20 protein-coding genes are annotated in these 21,176 nt (G+C 68.2%); 15 read left to right on the top strand and 5 right to left on the bottom strand.

The annotated features are described in order from the left end of the window. The first annotated feature begins 79 nt into the window (after window positions 1-79). The 8 genes from ACFQY2_RS00680 to ACFQY2_RS00645 all read left to right on the top strand — a co-directional run bounded on the left by ACFQY2_RS00680 (window position 80) and on the right by ACFQY2_RS00645 (window position 9,046). A complete protein-coding gene (locus ACFQY2_RS00680) occupies window positions 80-2,203 on the top strand; it encodes an acetate--CoA ligase family protein (protein ID WP_378743666.1) in 2,124 nt (707 codons plus the stop codon). An 11-nt stretch (window positions 2,204-2,214) separates the two neighbouring features. Further along, window positions 2,215-3,594 (top strand): MFS transporter, encoded by a 1,380-nt coding sequence (locus ACFQY2_RS00675; protein WP_378743665.1) that lies wholly within the window; start codon window positions 2,215-2,217, stop codon window positions 3,592-3,594. A gap of 67 nt (window positions 3,595-3,661) precedes the next feature. Beyond that, window positions 3,662-4,453: an SDR family NAD(P)-dependent oxidoreductase gene (locus ACFQY2_RS00670; protein WP_378743664.1), complete on the top strand. Its 792-nt coding sequence runs from the start codon at window positions 3,662-3,664 to the stop codon at window positions 4,451-4,453. Then, a complete protein-coding gene (locus ACFQY2_RS00665) occupies window positions 4,453-5,214 on the top strand; it encodes an SDR family NAD(P)-dependent oxidoreductase (protein ID WP_378743663.1) in 762 nt (253 codons plus the stop codon). The genes ACFQY2_RS00670 and ACFQY2_RS00665 overlap by 1 nt, the downstream gene beginning before the upstream one ends. Window positions 5,215-5,239: 25 nt before the next feature. Further along, on the top strand, window positions 5,240-6,013 hold the full coding sequence (locus ACFQY2_RS00660) for an SDR family NAD(P)-dependent oxidoreductase (RefSeq protein WP_378743662.1): 774 nt from the start codon (window positions 5,240-5,242) through the stop codon (window positions 6,011-6,013). A 195-nt stretch (window positions 6,014-6,208) separates the two neighbouring features. Then, the gene (locus ACFQY2_RS00655; RefSeq protein ID WP_378743660.1) at window positions 6,209-7,288 is read left to right on the top strand and encodes an ABC transporter substrate-binding protein; all 1,080 of its coding nucleotides are present in this window, start codon (window positions 6,209-6,211) and stop codon (window positions 7,286-7,288) included. A 31-nt stretch (window positions 7,289-7,319) separates the two neighbouring features. After that, a complete protein-coding gene (locus ACFQY2_RS00650) occupies window positions 7,320-8,177 on the top strand; it encodes an ABC transporter ATP-binding protein (protein WP_378743659.1) in 858 nt (285 codons plus the stop codon). Continuing rightward, on the top strand, window positions 8,174-9,046 hold the full coding sequence (locus ACFQY2_RS00645; RefSeq protein WP_378743658.1) for an ABC transporter permease: 873 nt from the start codon (window positions 8,174-8,176) through the stop codon (window positions 9,044-9,046). The genes ACFQY2_RS00650 and ACFQY2_RS00645 overlap by 4 nt, the downstream gene beginning before the upstream one ends. Window positions 9,047-9,124: 78 nt before the next feature. Here ACFQY2_RS00645 and ACFQY2_RS00640 read toward each other — a convergent pair whose 3' ends face one another. Then, a complete protein-coding gene (locus ACFQY2_RS00640; protein ID WP_378743657.1) occupies window positions 9,125-10,798 on the bottom strand; it encodes an FAD-dependent oxidoreductase in 1,674 nt (557 codons plus the stop codon). A gap of 132 nt (window positions 10,799-10,930) precedes the next feature. Here ACFQY2_RS00640 and ACFQY2_RS00635 point away from each other — a divergent pair, with 132 nt between their 5' ends. From ACFQY2_RS00635 to ACFQY2_RS00605, 7 genes are all read left to right on the top strand, one after another. Continuing rightward, window positions 10,931-11,731: a crotonase/enoyl-CoA hydratase family protein gene (locus tag ACFQY2_RS00635; RefSeq protein WP_378743656.1), complete on the top strand. Its 801-nt coding sequence runs from the start codon at window positions 10,931-10,933 to the stop codon at window positions 11,729-11,731. A 2-nt stretch (window positions 11,732-11,733) separates the two neighbouring features. Then, window positions 11,734-12,888, top strand: coding sequence for an acyl-CoA dehydrogenase family protein (locus ACFQY2_RS00630; RefSeq protein ID WP_378743655.1), 1,155 nt, complete (start codon window positions 11,734-11,736; stop codon window positions 12,886-12,888). Beyond that, entirely contained in the window at window positions 12,885-13,934 is a 1,050-nt protein-coding gene (locus ACFQY2_RS00625) for an acyl-CoA dehydrogenase family protein (RefSeq protein WP_378743654.1), read from the top strand. Before ACFQY2_RS00630 ends, ACFQY2_RS00625 begins: the two co-directional genes overlap by 4 nt. Window positions 13,935-14,030: 96 nt before the next feature. Next, window positions 14,031-15,026: a TIGR03557 family F420-dependent LLM class oxidoreductase gene (locus ACFQY2_RS00620; RefSeq protein WP_378743653.1), complete on the top strand. Its 996-nt coding sequence runs from the start codon at window positions 14,031-14,033 to the stop codon at window positions 15,024-15,026. Then, complete coding sequence (gene cofE / locus ACFQY2_RS00615; protein WP_378743652.1) at window positions 15,023-15,838, top strand: coenzyme F420-0:L-glutamate ligase; 816 nt, start codon at window positions 15,023-15,025, stop codon at window positions 15,836-15,838. The genes ACFQY2_RS00620 and cofE overlap by 4 nt, the downstream gene beginning before the upstream one ends. After that, complete coding sequence (fgd, locus tag ACFQY2_RS00610) at window positions 15,819-16,832, top strand: glucose-6-phosphate dehydrogenase (coenzyme-F420) (protein WP_378743651.1); 1,014 nt, start codon at window positions 15,819-15,821, stop codon at window positions 16,830-16,832. Before cofE ends, fgd begins: the two co-directional genes overlap by 20 nt. A gap of 20 nt (window positions 16,833-16,852) precedes the next feature. After that, window positions 16,853-17,845: an LLM class F420-dependent oxidoreductase gene (locus ACFQY2_RS00605; RefSeq protein WP_378743650.1), complete on the top strand. Its 993-nt coding sequence runs from the start codon at window positions 16,853-16,855 to the stop codon at window positions 17,843-17,845. 24 nt (window positions 17,846-17,869) lie between these two features. On the opposite strand, the gene ACFQY2_RS00600 is transcribed toward ACFQY2_RS00605, so the two are convergent. The 4 genes from ACFQY2_RS00600 to ACFQY2_RS00585 are packed head-to-tail and all read right to left on the bottom strand — an operon-like array spanning window position 17,870 to window position 21,166. Then, the gene (locus tag ACFQY2_RS00600) at window positions 17,870-18,265 is read right to left on the bottom strand and encodes a PPOX class F420-dependent oxidoreductase (RefSeq protein WP_378743649.1); all 396 of its coding nucleotides are present in this window, start codon (window positions 18,263-18,265) and stop codon (window positions 17,870-17,872) included. Further along, window positions 18,262-19,089, bottom strand: coding sequence for an ABC transporter ATP-binding protein (locus ACFQY2_RS00595; protein WP_378743648.1), 828 nt, complete (start codon window positions 19,087-19,089; stop codon window positions 18,262-18,264). Before ACFQY2_RS00595 ends, ACFQY2_RS00600 begins: the two co-directional genes overlap by 4 nt. Next, window positions 19,086-20,153, bottom strand: coding sequence for a putative F420-0 ABC transporter permease subunit (locus tag ACFQY2_RS00590; protein WP_378743647.1), 1,068 nt, complete (start codon window positions 20,151-20,153; stop codon window positions 19,086-19,088). The genes ACFQY2_RS00595 and ACFQY2_RS00590 overlap by 4 nt, the downstream gene beginning before the upstream one ends. Then, window positions 20,150-21,166, bottom strand: a complete 1,017-nt coding sequence (locus ACFQY2_RS00585) for a putative F420-0 ABC transporter substrate-binding protein (RefSeq protein WP_378743646.1) — start codon at window positions 21,164-21,166, stop codon at window positions 20,150-20,152. The genes ACFQY2_RS00590 and ACFQY2_RS00585 overlap by 4 nt, the downstream gene beginning before the upstream one ends. Window positions 21,167-21,176 lie beyond the last annotated feature (10 nt).

Below are 21,176 nucleotides of genomic sequence, written 5' to 3'. Positions count from 1 at the left end.
CACGCGCGTGCGCGTCCTCAACAATGAGTATAGTAATCATGAATAGGACAGTGTTGTCGAGTGAAAGCCGAGGCAGCCCATGAGTGGTCTGGTAAATACGTCGAACATCCGGTCGGTGACGGGCGGCGAGGACGCCGTCGATGCCCTCTGGAATCCCAGGACGATCGCGCTGATCGGCGCCTCGAGCAAGCAGCGGACGCTGGCCTGGTGGCCGCTCCGGCTCATACAGACAGGTGGATTCACCGGGCGCATCATCCCCGTCAACCCGAACCGCACGGAGATCGAAGGCCTGCCCACCGCGGCTCGCGTAGGCGACATCGAGGGACAGGTCGATGCCGCTGTCATCACGCTCGACAATGCCGGCACGGTGCGGGCCGTCAAGGAGTGCGCCGCAGCAGGAGTGCGGGCCGTCGTCCTTCCCGCACAGGGATTCGGAGAGTCGGGGGACGAGGGGCGCGCGCTGGAGGCGGAGATGCTGGAGGCGGCGCACGCCGCGGGCATGCGCATTCACGGACCGAACAGCGACGGGCTTGCGAACTTCGCCAACGGTGCGGTGATGTCCATCCAGCCTGTGCTGGAGCATCGGCTCGAGGCCGGGAACGTCGCCGTGATCACTCAGAGCGGTGCCACCGCCGGATCGATCATCTCCCGCCTGGCCGAGGAGGGCATCGGCGCTCGCTACTACGCGAGCGCCGGCAACGAGATCGACCTCGGATTCGCGGACTATCTTTCCTACGCCCTGCAGGATCCCGAGGTGAAGATGGTCATCGCGTTCATCGAAGCCATCCGTCGTCCCGAGGAGTTCGTGCGCGTCGCCGAGCTGGCCGCGGAGCTCGGCAAGCCCATCGTCACGATCAAGGTCGGCAGGACCGGGCAGGCCGCGGCGCGTGCAGCCGCGCACACGGGAGCTCTCGCCGGCGAGGACCGTATCTACGAGGCGTTGTTCGACTCCCTGGGCATCATCCGCGTGGACGAGCTCAGCGACCTCGTCGCCGTCGCGAAGCTGTACCTGGGCCAGGGCGCCCCGCGCTCGACGCGGGTCGGCATCATGTCGGTGTCCGGTGGTCAGGCCGGTGCCCTCGCCGACCGCGCAGCAGGCTTCGGGCTTTCCCTGCCGCAGCTCTCCGAGGCGGGGCAGTCCGCATTGAGTGAACTCTTCCCTCACGGGAACGGACTCAACCCCAGCGACCTCACCGGCGACATCGCGAAGAAGCCCGAGCTCGCGGCCGATGCCTATGAGGTCTTCGACGCAGACGACACGGTCTCGGCCCTGGTGTACGCGCGGAAGGCGCTCACCGGCGCCGTCGGCGAGGACAGTGCCCGTGCGCTGGCGGAGTCCGCGCGCACGCGCAAGCTGCCCCTGGTGGTGTACTCGATCGACGGGGCTGTGAGCGACGTCGAGCAGGAGATCTACCGGGCCGCGGCCGTACCGGTGTTCACGTCCGCCAGCGAACTCTTCACGGCCATCCGCGGGCTCGCCGGCTTCGCGGGGACTGCGCTGCGGAGCGAGCGATCGTCCCAGCCGAGGTCGATCGATGCTCCCGCGGGTGTGCTCGGTGATGCCGCAGCCCGCGCATTGCTCTCGGGGTACGGTGTCTCGTTCCCGTCGGAGGCAGTCGTCTCGAGCGCCGATGACGCCGTGGCCTTCGCGGAGAGCGTGGGTTATCCGGTCGCGCTGAAGGTCTCGAGCGAGCGGATCGCGCACAAGACCGAGATCGGGGGCGTGCTGCTCGGCGTGGAGGGTGCCGATGCCGTGCGGGACGGCTTCGATCTGCTCGTCGCCCGCGGCACTGCGGCCCTGGACGGCGCCGCACCCGAAGGCGTACTCGTCCAGCAGCAGGTGCGCGACGGCGTGGAGTTCATCGTCGGTCTCGTCGTCGACCCGTCCTTCGGGCCGTTCGTGCTGGTCGGCACCGGCGGCGTGATGGCCGAACTGCTCGACGACGCCGTTCTCGATCGTGCCCCCGTCGGCGTCGACCGCGCGCGCGAGCTGATCGAGAGGCTGCGGGGGCGCGCACTGCTCGCCGGGTTCCGCGGTGCGCCCGAGGCGGATCTGGACGCGCTTGCTCAGGTGGTCAGTGCCGTCTCGGAGTTCGGTGACGACTATCGGGACCGCCTCTCCGAGCTGGATCTCAATCCAGTTCTCGTCCGTCCCCGCGGTTCGGGAGCGGTGGCGGTGGACGCGCTCGTCGTGCTGAACTGACGCCCGATCGGGTGTCGGCCGTGAGGGCGGGGCGCGGGCTCGTCGGGGTACTGGTTCTGGCGTCTCTCGGGACGTCCATGGTCAGTTCGATGGGTCTGCTCCTCGTCCCCGTCATCGCTGAAGACCTCCGGGTGAGCGCGGCCGCCGCGCAGTGGACCCTGACGGTGAATCTGCTTGTCGGCGCGATCGCGACACCGCTGCTCGGTCGCCTCAGCGACGGTCCGCGCAAGCGCGGGCTGCTGCAGGCGACGATGCTCGTCGTGTTGGCGGGTTCGCTCGTGGCTGCGCTGTCGCCGAATCTCCCGCTGCTGCTCGTGGGAAGGGCGCTGCAGGGCTTCGCGTTCGGGATCACCGCCATCACGGTCGCGATCGCTCGGGAGAGGCTCGCCGCCGTTCCGGCGGCGGGCGCCACGGCGACGCTGTCCGTCTCTGTAGCGACGGGGCTGGGAGCGGGGTATCCCATCACCGGTGTCGTGGCGCAGTACCTCGACTTCCGATTCGCCTTCTGGTGCGCAGCCGTGATCGTCGCGGCGTCGATGCTGTTCGTCGCGGTGAAGGTGCCTTCGCTCGGGCGGGAGCCACGCAGGGGGAGATTCGATGTCGGGGGCGCTCTGCTGTTCAGCACCGGAATGGCAGCGCTCGTCACGGCGGTGAGCCAGGGCCCGGCGCTCGGGTGGGCGTCACCGGCCATCGTCGTGCTGGTGCTGGTGACGGTCGCGGCCTTCGTGGGCTGGGTGCTCCTCGCGCGGCGGTCGCCGTCCCCGCTGTTCGATCTGACCCTGCTGCGTCTGTCGGATGTACGGGTCTCCCACGCGGCCTCGACGAGTCTCGGCATCATCGCGTATCTTGCGATGTCGTGCCTGGTCATCATCCTCCTCGCTCCGACTGACATGGGTTACGGTGCAGGCGTGCCCGTCGTGTGGGCGGGTGTGATCTTGGCTCCGGTCGCCTGTGGAAGTCTCTTCGTCGGGTGGGTCATGGCGCGCTGGGCCACGCCGAGGCTGCTCTTCGCCCTGCTGCCCGCCGGTGCCTGCGCGCTCATCCTGTGCGTGCTGACGTTGCTGCTCGCTCCGCAGCAGCCCCTGGCGCTGGCGGCGAGCTCGGTCCTGCTGGGGCTGGGCATGGGCGCCATCGCCGGCGCGGGGCCGGTGCTGATCGCCGCCCAGGTTCCCGTCAGTGAACTGGGAAGCACGATCAGCTTCAGTCAGGTGCTGCGCATGTCGGGTGGTGCGGTCGGCAGTGCGATCGCGGGGGCGGTGTTCCTCGCCTACCAGCATCCGAGTGGGCTTCCGACCGCGGCCGGCATGGAGTTGGCGCTGTGGACAGCCGCCGTTCTGGCGGTCGCACTGACGGGCGTCCTCGGCGTGTGCCTCCTCCATCGGGAGCGATGAGCAGCATCGTGTGGAGTGAGAGATCCGGGATGGTCTCGTCGCTGATCGCTAGTGTATAAATATCATTATGATGAATCCAGAGCATCGGCCTCTCGCAGAGCTCTTCCGTCTCGACGACACTGTCGTCGTCGTCACGGGAGCGGCTCAGGGCATCGGGCGCGCGATATCCGAACGCATGGCCGAGTCCGGCGCAGCGGTGCTGGTGGCCGACCTGGATGCCGAGGCGGCCGCCCGCACCGCCGGCGAGATCGGGACCTCGCACGCGGCGCGTGTCATCTCCACATCGTTGGACATCTCGTCCCGGGGCTCTGTGGAGGAGGCGGCTGCATTCGCCGAAGCCGAGCTCGGCCCCATAGGCGTCTGGGTCAACAACGCGGGCATCTACCCGCAGGTCGATCCGCTCGCTGTCTCCGAAGAGCAGTTCGAACGGATCTTCCGGGTGAACGTCCTCGGGACGCAGTTCGGCATCGCCGCCGCGGCGAACCGCATGATCGCGGCCGAGCGTCCCGGCGTCATCGTCAACGTGGCATCCACGGCGGCCTTCCGCGGGCCCGGCCCGTACAGCGCGAGCAAGTGGGCGGTGAGAGGGCTCACCCACGGCTTCGCCGCCTCGCTCGGCCCCCACGGCATACGCATCGTCGGCCTGGCCCCGACGATCACCGCCACCCCGGGCCTGGACGGTCTGCGCACGGACGAGAACGAGGACTTCCTGGACGGCGTGATCAGCGGTATCCCTCTCGGTCGGGTCGGGCACCCGGACGACATCGCGCGCGCCGCCGTGTTCGTGGCGAGTGACGCCGGAAGCTTCATCACGGCGACGACCCTCGTCGTCGACGGCGGCTCGCTCGCGGCGCTCTGATGCTCGACTATGGACTGGCCGGCAGAGTCGCCCTCGTCACCGGCGCGGGAAGCGGGATCGGTGAGGCCACCGGCAGGATGCTCGCAGAGATGGGCGCCGCCGTGGCGGTCGCGGACGTCGCGGGTGAGGCGGCGTCGCGCGTGGCGGAGGACATCCGCGCCAGCGGTGGCACCGCTATCGCGTTGGCAGGAGATGTGAGCGATTCATCCGCGGTCGACGAGATGGTCGGTGCGGTCGTCGAGCGGCTCGGCGCGCTGGACATCGCGGTGAACAACGCCGGCATCGGTCTCCCGTTCGTGAAGACGGCCGACCTGCCCGATGACGATTGGGCTCGTGTGCTGTCCGTCAATCTCGACGGCGTGTTCCGCTGCATGCGAGCGGAGCTGCGTCAGATGGCACCACAGGGCCGGGGCAGCGTGATCAACGTCGCCTCGATCCTCGGAGCGGTCGGTTCGGAGACGGGCAGCTCGGCCTACACGGCCTCCAAGCATGCGGTGCTGGGTCTCACCCGGAACGCCGCCCTGGAGTACGGTGCGCAGGGTATTCGTGTCAATGCCGTGGGTCCCGGCTACATCCGCACGCCGCTCGTCGACCAGAAGCTGTCTGCCCAGATGCGCGCCGCGCGTGAGCGCGCGACACCCCTCGGGCGCCTCGGAGAACCTCACGAGGTGGCGGCCCTGATCGCCTGGCTCGCCAGTGACGCCGCCGGTTATGTCACCGGCGCGTATCTTCCCGTGGACGGCGGCTACCTCGCCCGTTGACCCCTGATCGCGAAGGAGCATCAGCATGACCATTCCCCATCTCACACGACTCGACGGCGAGCGCATCGCCATCACCGGCGGAGCGAGCGGAATGGGAGCGGCGCTGGTCGCCGCCCTGCCGGCGCTCGGCGCGAAGGTCGTGTCCGTCGACCTCGACTCCGACCGGGGTGGAGACATCGCCCGTGGCGCCGGTGCTGATTTCGTCCCCGGCGATGTCGCGGACGAGGGCTCGATCGGCGGAGCGGTCGACGAGGCGGTGCGCCGGATGGGCGGTCTCGACTGTCTCGTCCATGCCGCGGGGATCTCACCCGCCGGTCAGCCGGAGGATGTCACGGTCGATGTCTGGGACCGCGTCATGCGCGTCAACGCACTCGGCACGGTGCTGGCCAACCAGGCCGCGTTCCGCCACATGAGGCAGGACGGCGGACGCATCCTCAACTTCGCCTCCCATGCCGGCGTGCTCGGTATTCCGATGAAGGCTGCGTACTCCATGAGCAAGGGCGCTGTGGTCGCCTGGACGCGCACCGCCGCGCAGGCGTGGGCCGCGCACCGGATCACCGTGAACATGATCTCGCCGGCGATCTGGACACCCATGTTCGACGCCACCCGCAGCCAGCTCACGCCTGCGGAACTCGACGCCCTCGACGAGAGCTTCACTCGGACCATCCCGCTCGGTGGCCGACTCGGTGACCTCACCGAGGACTTCGTGCCTCCCATGGCGTTCTACTGCTCACCGGGCGCGGGCTTCATCACGGGGCAGATCTTCCCGCTCGACGGCGGACTCCTCATGACGCGCTGAGCGCACCGTCCGACGACGTTAGATGCATCGCCGGGCATGTCCGCTTCTCCGTCGTGGCCCGCTGCATTCCTGCATATCATTGACCTTAAATCATTACCTGCATACGATAAGCAGTAATCCACGGTGGTGGGCTCACGCCCGTCGTCCAGGCGGGTGTCGAACCGGGTCGAAGAAGACCCAAGAAGGGACACACACATGGTCAAGCGCTCAACGGCCGCGGGGTTGCGCCGCCGCCTCATCGCAGCGGGAATCGTGGCGACGGTTCTGCCGTTCGCGGCATGCGCCGCGAACCCCGAGAAGCCGTCCGCCGCCGGGGACTCGGCAGAACTGGCCGTCGTGTTCCAGCCGGCGGCGGAATCCCTGGCGATGGTCAACCAGCTGTACGCTTTCGCCAGCGATTCCTTCGCCGAAGCAGGCATTGACGTCACATACAACCCTCTGATCGCCAACGCGGTGCAGGCGAGCCAGGCAGTGGCGACGGGGGCGGCGGACATCGGCGTCGTCGCGAGCAACGGCACGCTCGCTGCCGTGGGCAACGGACTGGACGTCGTATCCGTGGCGACCATCACCAAGGGGTCCACGACGCAGATCACGCTCCGCGATGATGTCATCAAGCGGTTGGGGGTCAAGCCGGACGCTCCTATCCAGGAGCGCGTGGAGGCATTGAAGGGCCTGTCCCTCGCCCTGCCGACACCGGGGTCGATGACCGATCTGATGACGCGCAAGCTCTTGTCCACCTACGGCGTCGACCCTGACAAGGAAGTGACGATCCGCCCCATCACCGAGCCGTCGGCGCTGGTGACCGCGGCCCGCGAAGGGCAGGTGGACGGGTTCGCATTCTCCCCTCCGACGAGTGTCCAGCCGGTGGACGGCGGCTATGGATCCGTGTGGATCACGCTCGCAGAGGTGCCGGAGTTCCAGCAGTTGCCGTTCTGTGACATCATCACGTCGCGCAAGTTCATCACGGAGAACCCGAAGGCCGTCGCCGCCTTCCTGAATGTGATGACCGATGCGGCATCGGCGATCGAGTCCGACCCGGATGCTGCGGGCGAGATGGTGCGAGCCAAGTACTACGACCAGCTGGATCCCGCGCTGTGGACGTTGGCATGGGACTCGTCGTACCCGACCGGTCTCAAGGGGTTCGAGCCGAGTGAGAAGGGGTTCGACCTGCTGCTTCAGATCATCAATGATCAAGCGGATGAGCCGGTGGAGGTGGCCTTCGAGGCAGTGTACGACACGACCTTCCTCGACGATCTGACAGGTGACGCGTCGTGAGCACGCGATCGATCCTGCCGAGAGGTGAGCTATGAGCATGCGCAACGCAGTGGCGACCAGAGATTCGCCTCCGTCGGAATCCGGGCGCGCGCGTGGGGGGATCCGGTTCGAGAACGTATCGAAGGCGTTCCTGTCCCGGGCCGACGCTGAGCCGTTCGTCGCCGTCCAGGATGTGGACCTGGAGATCGAGTCCGGGAAGTTCGTCTGCTTGATCGGACCATCCGGGTCCGGGAAGAGCACGCTGCTGAACATGGTGGCAGGGCTCTTCGCCCCGTCGGCGGGCACGGTCAGCTACGACGGGCAGACGGTCTCAGGCGTCAACACTCGCGTCGGGTACATCACGCAGCAGGACAATCTGCTGGCATGGCGCACTCTCGAGCAGAACATCTCACTCGCGCTCGAGATCCAGGGTGTGCCGCGTGCAGAGCGCCAGCGCCGTGTCCGGGAGATGATCGAACTCGTGGGTCTCTCGGGCTTCGAGAAGAACTTCCCGGCGCAGCTGTCCGGTGGGATGCGCAAGCGCGCGACGCTGGCGAGGACGCTGATCTATGCCCCGCAGACGCTTCTGATGGATGAGCCCTTCGGTGCCCTCGACGCCATGCTGAAGAACACGATGCAGACGGAGCTGCTCAGGCTCTGGGAGCGTGACCGCAAGACGGTTCTGTTCGTCACCCACGACCTCGAGGAGGCGATTCTGCTGGCTGACACGATCGTCGTCTTCGGCACCAACCCCGGGCGGATCGTGCATGTCGAAGACGTCTCGTTCGAGCGCCCCCGCGATCTGGTGTCGATCCGCCAGACGTCGGACTTCGGAGCGGTGTGGCAGCGACTCTGGAACATCATCGAGGACGGACAGCGCAAGCCCGGAACAGAGGAGCAGGCGTCGTGAGCATCATCGACAGGACTCTGCGTCCGGCTGCAGAGGAGGCACCCCCCGCACTCGTGCGGGAGATCAGCCGGGAGGTGGCCCGCGCCAAGCAACGGCGGGCGCAGGTGCTGATCGGTCGCGTAGGACTGATCCTCCTGATCGTCGCGGCATGGCAGATCTTCTCCGGCAAACCCGGCGAGCCCGGTGTCCTGATCGACAGCTTCTACATCAGTCGCCCCAGTGACATCGTCGAGGCGCTGTCGCGCTGGGTGGCGGATGGGATCCTCCTGACGAATATCGCGGCGACGATGCAGGTGACCCTGATCGGATTCACCATCGGCGCAGGCTTGGGGCTCGTCGTCGGATTCGCTCTCGGCGTCAATCCGTTCCTGAGTGCGGTGGTGAGTCCGATCATCGCCGCCCTGTACGCGATTCCGCGGCTTGCGCTCATCCCGCTCTTCCTGCTGTGGTTCGGGCTCGGGATCGGGTCCAAGCTCGCGCTGGTGATCACGGTGGTGTTCTTCCTGGTGTTCTACAACACTCACGAAGGTGTGCGGGACGTCGATCGCGGCCTCATCGATGTCATGCGGGTGATGAAAGCGTCGAAGTGGCAGATCTACCGCGCGGTGACGCTGCCGTCGGCGATGACCTGGATCATCGCGGGCCTGCGTATCTCAGTCCCCTACGCCTTGGTGGCCACGGTCACGGCGGAGATGATGGCATCCAACAGTGGTATGGGCTATCTGATCATCCGGGCCTCGGGGCAGTTCTACACCGCGGGTGTGTTCGCCGGGATTCTGGTCATCATGGTGTTCGCGCTTCTGCTGGGGGCGATCGTCTCGTTTGCCGAGAAGCGGTTGCTGCGCTGGAAGCCAGACCGGCTCACCTGAGCCGTGAAAACGACGGTGGGCGTCCGGATTCTCCGGGCGCCCACCGTCGCTTTCTCCTGCGGTCGTCTCCGCGGACGATCAGAGCTGCGGTTCGTACGCGCTCCGATCTGCGGCGGCTCTGCCGGCGATCACGCCGAAGGTGATCGCCGCACCGACGGTGGCGCCGGGGCCGTAATACGCCTCACCGGTCGGCGAGGCGATGCAGTTCCCCGCCCCGTACAGGCCGGGGATCGGATCGTGATCGAAGTTCAGTACGCGCGCCTGCGCGTCGACCACAGGACCGCCCTTCGTGTCGAGGGCACCTGGGCCCAGGATGACGCAGTGATAGGGCCCATGGTCCGCGATGGGATACATCGTCGGGTTCGACTGACCGGGCTCACGCGGAACCGTCGCCCAGGCGCGTTCGATCGCCGACTCGCCCCGCGAGTGATCTGCATCCTCGCCGGCTGCGGCCATCTCGTTGTATCGCCGGATCGTCGACCGGAGGTTCGGCAGGAACGATGGCTCGAGCGGATGGTCGCCGAGCGCCGGGGCGAGCTCTGCCAGACGCGTCGACACTGCCTCTGCGAGTTCCTCCAGTGACGCCGCCGAGATGAGGTTCTCCTCCCCGCCCTGCTCGTCGGGTATCGGGTAGCGGTGCCGGGCAGCGCGCTGGTCGCGGAGGACGGCATCGTCGAAGATCATGAACAGGAGGAGGTTCGAGAAGGCGTTGCGGTCCGCATCCCAGTAGTGGTGCACCTGTCCGCGGTCGTTGTACGGCTTCTTCTCGTTGACGACACGCTCGCCGCGACCGTTGACCACGATCATCGAGTCTCCGAAAAGGTAGACCGCGTCGCGGCTGGTCACCCGGGACCGCACGGCCGCCTCGACGACGGTCTGGTCCCACCACGCGTGGGCCATGTTGCCCAGCATCGCGCCCGCTTCCGAACCGATCCGGACGAAGTCTCCGGTGGCCTCTCGGGCTCCGGCGCCGCCCAGGATCGGACCGCGCAGGTACTCGCGCACCAGGTCCGGATTGTGCACGAAACCGCCGGTGGCGAAGATGACGCCGCGTCGTGCCCCGAAGATCTCGGTTCCGAAACGCGACGTCGCCTCGACGCCGACGGCGACACCCGCCTCGTCCTTGATGAGCGTGGTCACACGTCGGGAGGTCAGCACCTCCGTGCCGAGCGACTCGGCGACACGAGCCATGGTCGCGATGAAGACCTGTCCGCCCGTCTCACCCATTCCCGGCCGGTATCCCTCGGGCATCGCGATCCTTACCGTGCGACCGGACGGAGCGTCGTTGGAGGGGTTCTCGGCGTAGTAGTCGGCGAAAGCGGGATAGTTGGTCTCGTCGATCGGAAGCGCGTCGAGGCGGTGCAGCAGCTCGAAGGCTGTCGTCCCCTCGTCGAACAGCGCCTCCAACAGCGAATACCGGTGTTCGCCGAGCCCGAGGGTCGCGGCGTCATGCGGGTTGTACAGCGCGGGGTAGGACGCGGACGCGAGGTAGTGCAGTGCGCGGTCGCGCGGATCGCTGATGCCGTGTCTGCCCATCAGCGGGTTGTTGGGCAACCACATCGTCGCGCTCGAACGGGCGGTTGTCCCCCCGAGGCCATCGGCCTTCTCGAGCACCAGGACTGAGCATCCGCTGTCTGCGGCGGCGAGGGCCGCGGAGAATCCTGCAGCGCCGGAGCCGACGACGATGACGTCGACGACGCGCGTCCAACTCTCGTCCCAGCTCGTCGGGGTTCGGTACGGGTCTGGCATCATTGCTCCCTGCTGTCGACTTTCGTAATAACCATATACACGAACTGCGTCGATCAGGAGGGTGTTGGGGAGTCCGCCCTTGCGGGGCGTATCTATATGTATAATTAGCACGAATACGGATCCGAAGGAGGATCAATGGGGCACCCGGTTGCCGTCGAGCGCGACGGTCATGTCGAGACGTGGACGCTGAATCTGCCGGAGCAGCGCAACCCCATCACGGGTCACGATGTCATCGATGCCCTCGAAGGCCTCGTGGACGCGGCCAACGACGACGTGGACGTCCGCGTGGTGATCCTCACCGGCGCCGGCTCCGCCTTCTCGACCGGCGGCAATGTCCGACACATGATCGACGGCGAGGGCATGTTCGGTCTGCCGCCCGCGCAGCAGATGTATGCCTATCGCACCGGCATCCAGCGCATCCCGCGTGCGCTCGCGCGATTGCGCGCCCCGATCATCGCGGCGGTCAACGGCCCTGCGGTCGGCGCCGGGTGTGACCTCGTGTGCATGTGCGACCTGAGGATCGCATCGACGAACGCCTGGTTCGCGGAGAGCTTCGTCAAGCTCGGCATCATCCCCGGTGACGGCGGCGCATGGCTGCTGCCCCGGGCGATCGGCGATGCTCGCGCCCGGGAGATGGCGTTCACAGGAGACCGCATAGACGCCCAGACCGCGCTGGAATGGGGATTGGTGTCGCAGGTCGTCGAGCCCGACGAGCTCCTCCCGGCGGCCCGGGCGCTGGCCGCGCGCATCGCGGTCAACCCGCCGCTCGCCGTCCGCATGACCAAGCAGCTCATCGCCGGGGCGGCGCATCAGACCCTCGACGAAGTACTCGACCTCTCGGCGGGCATGCAGGCGCTTGCCCACCAGACCGAAGACCACAGGCGGGCTCTCGAGGCGGCGCGGGATCGTCGTGTCGGAGAATATCGAGGACGGTGAGCATGGACGAACTGCGATTGAGTGTCGGCCGGGAGCCGACGGAGGTCCTGGCGCTGCGGCGCGAGGTGAGGGCTTTCCTGGACGAGACGCGTGCGGAGGGACTCTTCACTCCGTCCGTCGACACCTGGCTGTCGGGTTGGAACCCCGAGTTCACCCGCCGCCTCGCGAAGCGCGGCTGGGTCGGGATGACGCTGCCGAAGGAGTACGGCGGGCACGGGCGCAGTCAGTTGGAGCGCTTCGCCGTCACGGGCGAGCTTCTCGCGGCAGGGGCGCCGGTCGCTGCGCATTGGATCGCGGATCGTCAGTCCGGGCCTTCGATCCTCCGCTTCGGCACGGAGCAGCAGAAGCGCGCCCTCCTGCCCCGCATCGCCGCAGGAGAGATGTACTTCGGCATCGGGATGAGCGAGCCGGAGAGCGGGTCGGACCTCGCCTCGGTCCGCACCAGAGGAGAGCGCGTCGAGGGCGGCTGGGAGATCACCGGGACGAAGGTGTGGACCTCGGGTGCGCACCTGGCCGATGCCCTGCTGCTGCTGGCGAGAACGGAACCGCTGGACACCGCACGACGCCACGCGGGCCTCACGCAGTTCATCGTCGATCTTCGCGCCCCCGGCGTGGAGGTACGCCCCATCCGCTCCATGTCGGGCGAATCGCACTTCAACGAGGTCTTCCTCGACCGGGTCTTCGTCGCGGACGACGGCGTGCTCGGAGAGCCGGGCAACGGCTGGATGCAGGTGACCTCCGAACTCTCTCTCGAGCGGAGCGGACCGGAGCGCGTGCTCTCCAGCTACGGCGTGCTCCGCGAGCTGTCCGATGCCTCTTCGGCGGGCGCCCTCGGACTTCCCGGCGAGGTCGGCGGGCAGATCGCGCGCGTGGCTGCGCTGCACACGCTGTCCTACGGGGTGTCGAGGATGCTCGCGCGCGGGGACGACGTCGGCGTCGGCGCCGCATTCGTCAAGGTGATGGGGACCGTCACAGAGGGCGACGTCGCTGAGCTGGGCGATCGCCTGGTCTCTGGTCACCGCCATCACGACGACCGACTGCAGGCACTCGCCGCGCTCGTCGATGCAGCGCTGGTGTCCAGGCCTGGTTTCACCCTCCGCGGCGGCACGAACGAAGTGCTGCGCGGAGTCATCGCACGGGGATTGGGGATGAGATGAGCGTGCTGTCGGGTGTTGAGAACGCAGAGGTCGATCCCGACCTGAGCGCCCTGATCGAGAGTCTGCTCGGCGAGCGAGCCGGTGCGCGCGAGGAGGAGCCCGCAGGTCTCGAGGCAGCCCTCTGGGCGGAACTGCAGGAGGCAGGTCTCGCCAAGCTCACCGGCGGGGGCGAGTTCGGCAGCGATGCCAGCTGGCTGGAGGCGGCCGAGTTGCTGCGCTCCGCCGCCAGGCGCGCGCGGCGGGTTCCGCTCGCCGAGAACGACCTGCTGGGCGGATGGCTTGCCGAGCAGGCCGGACTGCCGGACGTCGAGAATCTGCGCACAAGCGCGATCGCGGATGCCGAGGGACGAGCGTACGGCGTCCCATGGGCCCGATCCGCGGTGTCGGTCGTGCTCCTGCAGCCCGACGGCGACGCCTGGTACGTCCGTGAGGTTCCGACCGCCGAGATGGAGATCGCGCCGGGGGAGAACCTCGCCGGTGAACCGCGCGACGCCGTGCGGGTGGGCGGTGACCCGTCCTCCGGCTCGAGGATGGATGCGCATGTCCTAGAGGAGTGGAAACTGCGTGGTGCACTCGCGCGCGCCGTCCAGATCTCCGGGGCCCTCGAGCGTGCGGTCGAGATCGCGGTCCGCTACAGCATGGAGCGCATCCAGTTCGGCAGGCCGGTCGGCGCCTTCCAGGCCGTCCAGCACCTCGCAGCCACCATGGCCAGTGAGGCGGCGCTGGTGATGGCGGCGACGGACAGTGCGGCACTCACCGCCGCAACCGCGGAGGACTGGACGGATCCCCAGGTGGTCTTCGACATCGCGGTCGCGAAGTCGTGCGCGAGCACTGCCGCGTCGGTGGTCACGCGGGGAGCGCACCAGATACTCGGTGCCATCGGGACGACGGCCGAGCACGAGCTGCATCGGGTGACGCTCCCTGCGATCGCGTGGGCAGGCGAGTTCGGCTCGGCGGACGAGTGGAACCGCCGTATCCTCGAGCTGACCGCCTCTCCCGCACGGCCGGCTGAGACCTGGGAGCTGATCACCCGGACGCGCGGTTGACATGCCGTCCAGGCAGGTTTGGACCACCACGGGTAGAACCGCTTTGATGGAGTCAGAACGGCCGACGCCACGGCCGCGAGGAAGTGGGAACGCGGAATGAGACCTCCGAGACTTCATCACGTCGTGGCGCTCGAGCAGTTCGAACCAGCCGATGCCGTGCGGATCGCCTCGCTCGCGGACGCCGCAGGATTCTCCGGCAGCGTCGTCGCCGACCGCTTCCAGCCGTGGCTCCCCTCGCAGGGCAACGCCTCGTTCGCCTGGGTGGTCGCCGGCGCGATCGGCCAGGCCACCATCGGTGAGATCACCGTTTCAGCCGTGCCCGGTTATCGGATGCACCCCGCAGCGGTGGCGCAGGCGAGCGCGACGCTCGCCGCTCTGCATCCCGGTCGGCACCGTCTCCTGCTCTCCGCGGGCGACGCGATAGACGAGCACGTCGTCGGAGGCTACTGGCCGGAGCCGCATGAGCGCGCGGAGCGGCTGTTCGAGGCGAGCGACGTGATCCGTCGGCTGTTCACCACGGCATCGAAGAACAGTGATGCGCGCCACTCCGGAGAGCATTTCAAGCTGGAGACCTCGCGACTGTGGAGTCGGGGCAGCCCAGAGGTTCAGCTGTGGGCGGGCGGGCCGGCAACCGCCAGACGCGCGGGCAGAACCGGCCAGGGCATCGTCGTGATGGCCGGTTCGCGCGAACGGTTGACCGCCGTTCTCCGTGCCTTCCGTGAGGGTGCCGCCGAGTTCCGGGGCGCGACCCCAGGGCGGGCCAGTGTGCACGTGCAGCTGTCCTGGGCGGGCAGCGACGAAGAGGCGATGGAGAACGCGCTGCGCGACTGGCCGATGGCCGGATTGCGCTTCCCACGCGGCGACATCCGCTCGCCCTTCGATGTGGCGCAACTCGCCGCCGCTGTGACCGCTGATGACATCCGCTCGCGCATCCCCGTATCCGCGGACATCGGGGTGCACGTGAGTCATATCCGGTCGCTGCTCGAACTCGGGTTCGACACGGTTCATGTGCACAACGTCGGACGCAATCAGGAGCAGTGGATCGAACGCTTTGCGCGAGACGTCGCGCCAGAGCTGGGGGAGGTGCGATGAGTGAGCTGCTCAGTGCGTGGCCGCTCCCCGGAATCCCCGAGGTGCGCACCGGCGACGACCTGAGCGATCTGATAGCGGCCGCAGCGTCCCGGACGCCGTATCCGCTGCGCGACGGCGACGTCCTGGTCGTCACGTCGAAGATCGTGTCCAAGGCCGAGGGACGGGTCGTCGCCGCAGCCGACAGGGAGGACGCAATCACGGCGGAGACGGTGCGCGTTGTCGCGACTCGCCCCCGTGGCGATGGCGGAATGACCCGTATCGTCCAGAACCGACTGGGGATCGTGGGCGCCGCGGCGGGGGTGGACGCGTCGAACACGGCGGCGGGCACGGTACTGCTGCTGCCTCTCGATCCCGACGCGTCAGCGCGCAGGATCGCGGCTCGCCTGCGCGAGCTCGTCCGCGCGAAGGTAGGCGTGATCATCAGCGACACTCTTGGTCGTCCCTGGCGCGACGGGCAGACCGATATCGCCATCGGGGCGGCGGGCGTGCACGTGTTCGACCGGCTCGCGGGGGTGCGCGACAGCGCGGGACGGCAGCTCAGCGTGACCATGCCGTGCGTCGCGGATGAGCTCGCGGCCGCCGGCGACCTCGTCAAGGGTAAGGTCAGCGGCTGTCCGGTCGCAGTGGTCCGGGGGATGGGACGGCTGGTCGGCCCGCTCGATCTGCCGGGAGCTGCGAGCATCGTGCGGTCACCGGAGAAGGACATGTTCCGGCTCGGCGCCGATGAGGCGCACAGGGAAGGTTTCGAAGCAGGCTATGCGGCGGCGCGCGCCGCCGGAGAGGAGAGAGTCGATGCTGACTCTGGGATATAAGGCATCCGCCGAGCAGTTCGGGCCGAGGGAACTCGTCGAGGTGGCCGTGGCTGCGGAGCGGCACGGCTTCGAATCGGTGGCGGTGAGTGACCACTTCCAGCCATGGCGGTACACCGGTGGGCATGCGCCCTTCTCGATCGCCTGGGCGGCGGCCGTGGGTGAGCGCACCGAGCGGATCCGGATCGGCACGAGCGTGATGACGCCGACTTTCCGCTACAACCCGGCGGTGATCGCGCAGGCCTTCGCCACGCTGGGGTGTCTGAATCCCGACCGTGTCTTCCTCGGCGTCGGAACCGGGGAGGCGCTGAACGAGATCGCCACCGGATACCGGGGTGCCGGCGAGCAGGAGTGGCCGGAGTTCCGGGAGCGCTTCGCGCGGCTGCGTGAAGCAGTCCGTCTGATGCGCGCCCTGTGGACGGGTGAGCGCATCAGTTTCGAGGGGGAGTACTACTCGACCCATGATGCCTCCATCTATGACGTCCCCGCCGACGGCGTTCCTGTGTACATCGCCGCGGGAGGTCCGCTCGTCGCCAAGTACGCCGGCCGGGCGGGAGACGGGTTCATCTGCACGTCGGGCAAGGGCCGCGAGCTGTACGTCGATCAGCTCGTGCCGGCGGTGAAGGAGGGAGCGGCGGCTGCCGGGCGTGATTTCGCCGGTATCGACAGGATGATCGAGATCAAGATCTCGTATGAGGAGACCGAGCAGGCCGCGCTGGAGAACACGCGGTTCTGGGCGCCCCTGTCTCTGTCGAAGGAGCAGAAGCACGACATCACCGATCCGATCGACATGGAACGCGCCGCGGATGCGCTGCCGATCGAACAGGTCGCCAAGCGGTGGATCGTCGGCACCGACCCCGATCAGGTGGTCGCTCAGGTCAAGGACTACGTCGACTGGGGCTTCAACCACCTCGTCTTCCATGCGCCGGGCCACGATCAGGAACGATTCATGGCCCTGTTCGAACGGGACCTCGCGCCACGCCTCAGAGCCCTCTGAGCCCTGGCTAGACTGCACGCATGCGCTTCGGAATCTTCGTACCTCAAGGCTGGCGGTTCGACCTCGTGGGCATCGATCCCGCAGATCATTGGCGGACGATGCGCGCAATCGCTCAGGCCGCGGATGCCGGCCCGTGGGAGTCCCTGTGGGTGTACGACCACTTCCACACCACTCCCGTGCACAGCGACGAGGCCACGCATGAGGCCTGGACGCTGATGTCGGCGTTCGCGGCCTCGACGGATCGCATCCGCCTCGGTCAGATGTGCACGTGCATGTCGTATCGCAACCCGGCGTATCTCGCGAAGGTGGCGGCGACCGTCGACATCGTGTCGGGGGGCCGCACCGAGATGGGGATCGGCGGTGGCTGGTACGAGCACGAATGGCGCGCCTACGGATACGGGTTCCCGTCGGCAGGCGATCGGCTGCGCAGGCTCGACGAGGGCGTGCAGATCATGCGTCAGGCATGGGCGACCGGCAGCGCGACCCTCGACGGGACGCACTATCAGGTGGACGGCGCGATCGTCCGGCCGCTTCCCCTGCAGCGCGAGGGCATCCCGCTGTGGATCGCCGGCGGCGGGGAGAAGGTCACCCTGAAGATCGCTGCGACGTACGCCCAGTACACGAACTTCGGCTCGGGAAAGCCGGAGGAGTTCACCGCCAAGAGTGAGATCCTTCGCGCACATACCCAGACGGTGGGCACCGACTTCGACGCCATCGTGCGCTCGACGAACTACAACACCGTCATCGGCGCCACGGAGTCCGAGGTGGAGGACCGTCTGGCGGCGGTCGAGGCGCGCCTCGCGCCGCACCTCGGCGACCGCCTCGATGAGGTCATGCAGAATTACCGCGGCCCCGATGCGCACGGCGTCGGCACGCCCGAGCAGATCGTGGAGCACCTTCGCGGCATGCAGGACCGCGGACTCGGCTACGCGATCCACTACTTCCCCGAGGCGGCATACGACCGCTCGGGCATCGAGCTTTTCGAGCGCGAGGTCATTCCCGCGCTGTCGTGACGTCGCGGGCGGTGCTGCGCTGTGCTACCTGCCGATCACCTTGTCGATCGACATCACCAGGATCACTCGATCAGCCGCGTCCGGTGGAGTGGACGGGTTCTCGGAGCCATAGCGTCGCGAGAGCTGCTGGTAGAACCCGCCGGTGGGATCCGGCTGCGCCTCGACCAGACGACCGCGCACCTCCACGTAGTCGTACGGATGGTCGGGGTCATAGACCGTGAAGCTCATCGAGGGGTTGCGCTGAAGATTGCGATACTTGGTGCGCGTGCTGGTATGCGTGAAGAGGACTCTGTCGCCATCCAGCTCGAACCACATCGGACTGGTCTGCACCGTGTCGTTGCGCCCGACCGTGCCCAGCACACCGAACACCGGACGCTCGAGCAGGCGGATCTGGCGAGGGGAAAGACGGGCAGCACTCATGCTCCCGAGTGTAATGACGCCTGCAACGGGGCGGTCGCGTCCAGAGCCGAGAAGGCGATCAGCGGCGTGCCGTCCAGCGGATGGGGGATGACATCCGCCCGCACGCCGTAGACCAGCTGGATCAGCTCAGGGGTGAGGGTGTCCGACGGTGCTCCGGCCGCCACGACGCGACCTCTGTCCACGACGATGACGCGGTCGGCATAGCGCGCCGCCAGCGTCAGATCGTGCAGCGCGGCGAGAACCGCGATGCCCTCGTCGGCCAGGGAGCGCAGGAGGGACAGGGTGTGCAACTGGGCCCGGATGTCGAGGTGGTTGGTCGGCTCATCCAGGAGCAGCAGCGTCGGCTCCTGGGCCAGCGCCCGCGCCAGCAGCACGCGCTGGCGCTCTCCTCCGGAGAGCTCGTGGAAGCGTCGGAGGGAGAGGGAATCGGCGCCCACGCGGTGCAGAGCGGCGCGGGCGATCTGGATGTCCTCGGCGCGCGGCCCACCCAGCACGGAGACGTGCGGAGTGCGTCCGAGCAGCACGACGTCTCGCGAGCTCAGATCCAGTTCCGTCTCGCCCTGCTGCTCGACCAGCGCGGTGAACTGCGCTCGGGCGCGTCGTCGCATCCGGTTGATATCCGCTCCGCCGAGTTCCACCGTGCCGGAGGTGGGCGCCTCCACGGACGCGATGAGGTGGAGGAGCGTCGACTTGCCCGCGCCGTTGGGGCCCACCAGGGCGGTGAGGGAGCCCGCAGCGACCGTGCAGTCGATGTCATCGACCAGCATCCGGCCGTTCCGCCCGAAAGAGACCCCGTGGGTGCGAAGCGGGGGCAGGTCCGTCATGAGATCCTCCGTGATCGCAGCAGCAGAATGCCGAACAGGGGTGCGCCGATGAGGGCGGTGACGACCCCGACCGGGAGCTCGCGAGGGTCGAAGAGCGTGCGGGCGAGGGTGTCGGCCCAGATCAGGACGATCGCACCCGACAGCGCCGACAGCGGGAGCAGCACCCGGTGCCGTGCTCCGACGATGAGGCGGACGGCGTGAGGGACGACCAGACCGACGAACCCGATCGAGCCGCTCACCGCGACCAGGCACCCCGTCAACAGGGCGGTCGCCGCGAGCAGGATCCACCGCGTGCGCTGCACCGAGACGCCGAGGGAGGACGCGGTGCGGTCTCCGAACGCGAACGCGTCGAGAGTGCCCGCACTCAGCATCAGCGGGGCGCCCACCACGACGATCGCCGCCAGCGCGAGGATCGTCGTCGGCCAGGCCGATCCGGCGAGCGACCCGAGCAGCCAGCCCAGGATCTCCCGATAGCTGTCACCCGTCGCGCTCCAGAAGATCACCAGGCTCGTCAACGCGCTGAGGGCGGCCGAGACCGCGACCCCGGCGAGGATGGTCCGCGAGGTGGTCATCCGGCCGACGGCTCCGGCGATGACGAGAGTGAGGGCCAGCGCCACCAGAGCGCCGCCGAAGGCCGCGAGAGGAAGCGCGAGCGAGACACCGAGCACGATGACCAGCACGGCACCGAAGGACGCACCGGACGAGAGGCCGAGCAGATAGGGGTCCGCGAGCGGGTTGCGCAGCACCGCCTGCATGATCGCCCCGCATACCGCGAGGCCGGCGCCGACCGCCGCGGCGGTGAGCACCCGCGGCATCCGCAGCTGCCAGATGATTCCGTCGCGCAGCGGACTCAGTGTCGACTCACCGAGTCCGGCATGCGCGAGGATCGCGCCCCAGGCCTCACCGGGAGAGATCTGCGCCGGTCCGAGCGTCACGCAGAGCACGACCGAGAGCCCGAGGGCGATGACCAGCGTCATGGTCCAGAGGCCCGCGTGCACGCCCGGTCGCTCGCGCGGGTCGGCATCCGGGGCGAGGAGCGGGGGCATCGTGGTCGGACTCGTCACGGCAGGTCGATCGCCTCCAGCTGAGCCACGAGCGACTGCACTGCTTCGACGTTGCGCACGCCGGCCTCGCCGGCAGGGAACGGCACGATCAGGTAGCGGTGGTTCACAACGGCGGGGAGCCGGGCGGTCGCGGGGTTCGATTCGAGCACGCCGATCTTCTTCTCCGTCGATCCCCACGCGGAGTCGACGAGGACGATGACGTCGGGGTTCGCGTCGACGACGGCCTCCCAGCTCAGGCTCGACCAGGTGTCGTCGATGTCGGCGGCGATGTTGGTGAGGCCGGCGGCGTGCATGATCATCTGCGGCGCGCCGATGCCGGCGCCGACGAAGGGCGTGTCACTGCCGGAGCTGTACCAGAGCGCCGTGAGCCCGGGTGAGGCGGGCGTGACGGTGGCGAGGCGCTCCTTCATGTCCGCGACGAGCGCGCGCGCCGCATCCTGCACGTCGAAGATCGCACCCACCTGCTCGATCTCGGCGAAGACGTCGTCGAAGGTGAGGGGATTCGGCCGATGGTCCGGTTCCTGGCAGGCGGCGGGGGAGACGAAGGTGTTCACCCCGAGTGAGGCGAGTGCGGCGCGATCGCCGGCGCCGTCGGACGTGACGTTGGACTCCCATCCGGCATAGACGAGGTCGGGTTCGAGGTTCAGCGTCGCCTCCTGCCCGGGCACCTTCTCGGAGATCAGCGGGACACCATCGCCACGGGCGGCCCACTGCTCGGCATAGTCGCCGTCGGGGAACGCGGCACCGATCATCCGGTCCTCCAGCCCGAGCGCCAGCATCATCTCGATCGATGTCGATTTGATCGCGAGCACGCGTTCCGGGGCGCGGTCGAAGGTGACCGACGTCCCGCAGTTGTCGATCGAGAGCGGATATGCGGTCGCCGCAGACTGCGGGCCGCTGGGCGTCGGACCGCTCGCCGGCGAGGCGTTCGCGGTGGATGCGCAACCCGCGAGGGCGGACGCGGCGATGAGCAGGGCGGATGCGGCGATGAGCCGCGGGCGTCGCACGGGCATGATTCTCCTG

Source organism: Microbacterium sp. GCM10027623 (assembly GCF_042666935.1).
In the GTDB taxonomy this organism is placed as follows: Bacteria; Actinomycetota; Actinomycetes; order Actinomycetales; family Microbacteriaceae; genus Microbacterium.
This window is presented reverse-complemented; position numbering and strand designations above follow the sequence as displayed.

Coding starts and splice junctions, on each gene's coding strand:
- ACFQY2_RS00600 (WP_378743649.1), bottom strand. CDS start 18,265: ATGAGTGCTGCCCGTCTTTCCCCTCGCCAGATCCGCCTGCTCGAGCGT.
- ACFQY2_RS00585 (WP_378743646.1), bottom strand. CDS start 21,166: ATGCCCGTGCGACGCCCGCGGCTCATCGCCGCATCCGCCCTGCTCATC.
- ACFQY2_RS00660 (WP_378743662.1), top strand. CDS start 5,240: ATGACCATTCCCCATCTCACACGACTCGACGGCGAGCGCATCGCCATC.
- ACFQY2_RS00655 (WP_378743660.1), top strand. CDS start 6,209: ATGGTCAAGCGCTCAACGGCCGCGGGGTTGCGCCGCCGCCTCATCGCA.
- cofE (WP_378743652.1), top strand. CDS start 15,023: ATGAGTGAGCTGCTCAGTGCGTGGCCGCTCCCCGGAATCCCCGAGGTG.
- ACFQY2_RS00630 (WP_378743655.1), top strand. CDS start 11,734: ATGGACGAACTGCGATTGAGTGTCGGCCGGGAGCCGACGGAGGTCCTG.
- ACFQY2_RS00640 (WP_378743657.1), bottom strand. CDS start 10,798: ATGATGCCAGACCCGTACCGAACCCCGACGAGCTGGGACGAGAGTTGG.
- ACFQY2_RS00680 (WP_378743666.1), top strand. CDS start 80: ATGAGTGGTCTGGTAAATACGTCGAACATCCGGTCGGTGACGGGCGGC.
- ACFQY2_RS00620 (WP_378743653.1), top strand. CDS start 14,031: ATGAGACCTCCGAGACTTCATCACGTCGTGGCGCTCGAGCAGTTCGAA.
- ACFQY2_RS00625 (WP_378743654.1), top strand. CDS start 12,885: ATGAGCGTGCTGTCGGGTGTTGAGAACGCAGAGGTCGATCCCGACCTG.
- ACFQY2_RS00670 (WP_378743664.1), top strand. CDS start 3,662: ATGATGAATCCAGAGCATCGGCCTCTCGCAGAGCTCTTCCGTCTCGAC.
- ACFQY2_RS00595 (WP_378743648.1), bottom strand. CDS start 19,089: ATGACGGACCTGCCCCCGCTTCGCACCCACGGGGTCTCTTTCGGGCGG.
- ACFQY2_RS00605 (WP_378743650.1), top strand. CDS start 16,853: ATGCGCTTCGGAATCTTCGTACCTCAAGGCTGGCGGTTCGACCTCGTG.
- fgd (WP_378743651.1), top strand. CDS start 15,819: ATGCTGACTCTGGGATATAAGGCATCCGCCGAGCAGTTCGGGCCGAGG.
- ACFQY2_RS00650 (WP_378743659.1), top strand. CDS start 7,320: ATGAGCATGCGCAACGCAGTGGCGACCAGAGATTCGCCTCCGTCGGAA.
- ACFQY2_RS00665 (WP_378743663.1), top strand. CDS start 4,453: ATGCTCGACTATGGACTGGCCGGCAGAGTCGCCCTCGTCACCGGCGCG.
- ACFQY2_RS00635 (WP_378743656.1), top strand. CDS start 10,931: ATGGGGCACCCGGTTGCCGTCGAGCGCGACGGTCATGTCGAGACGTGG.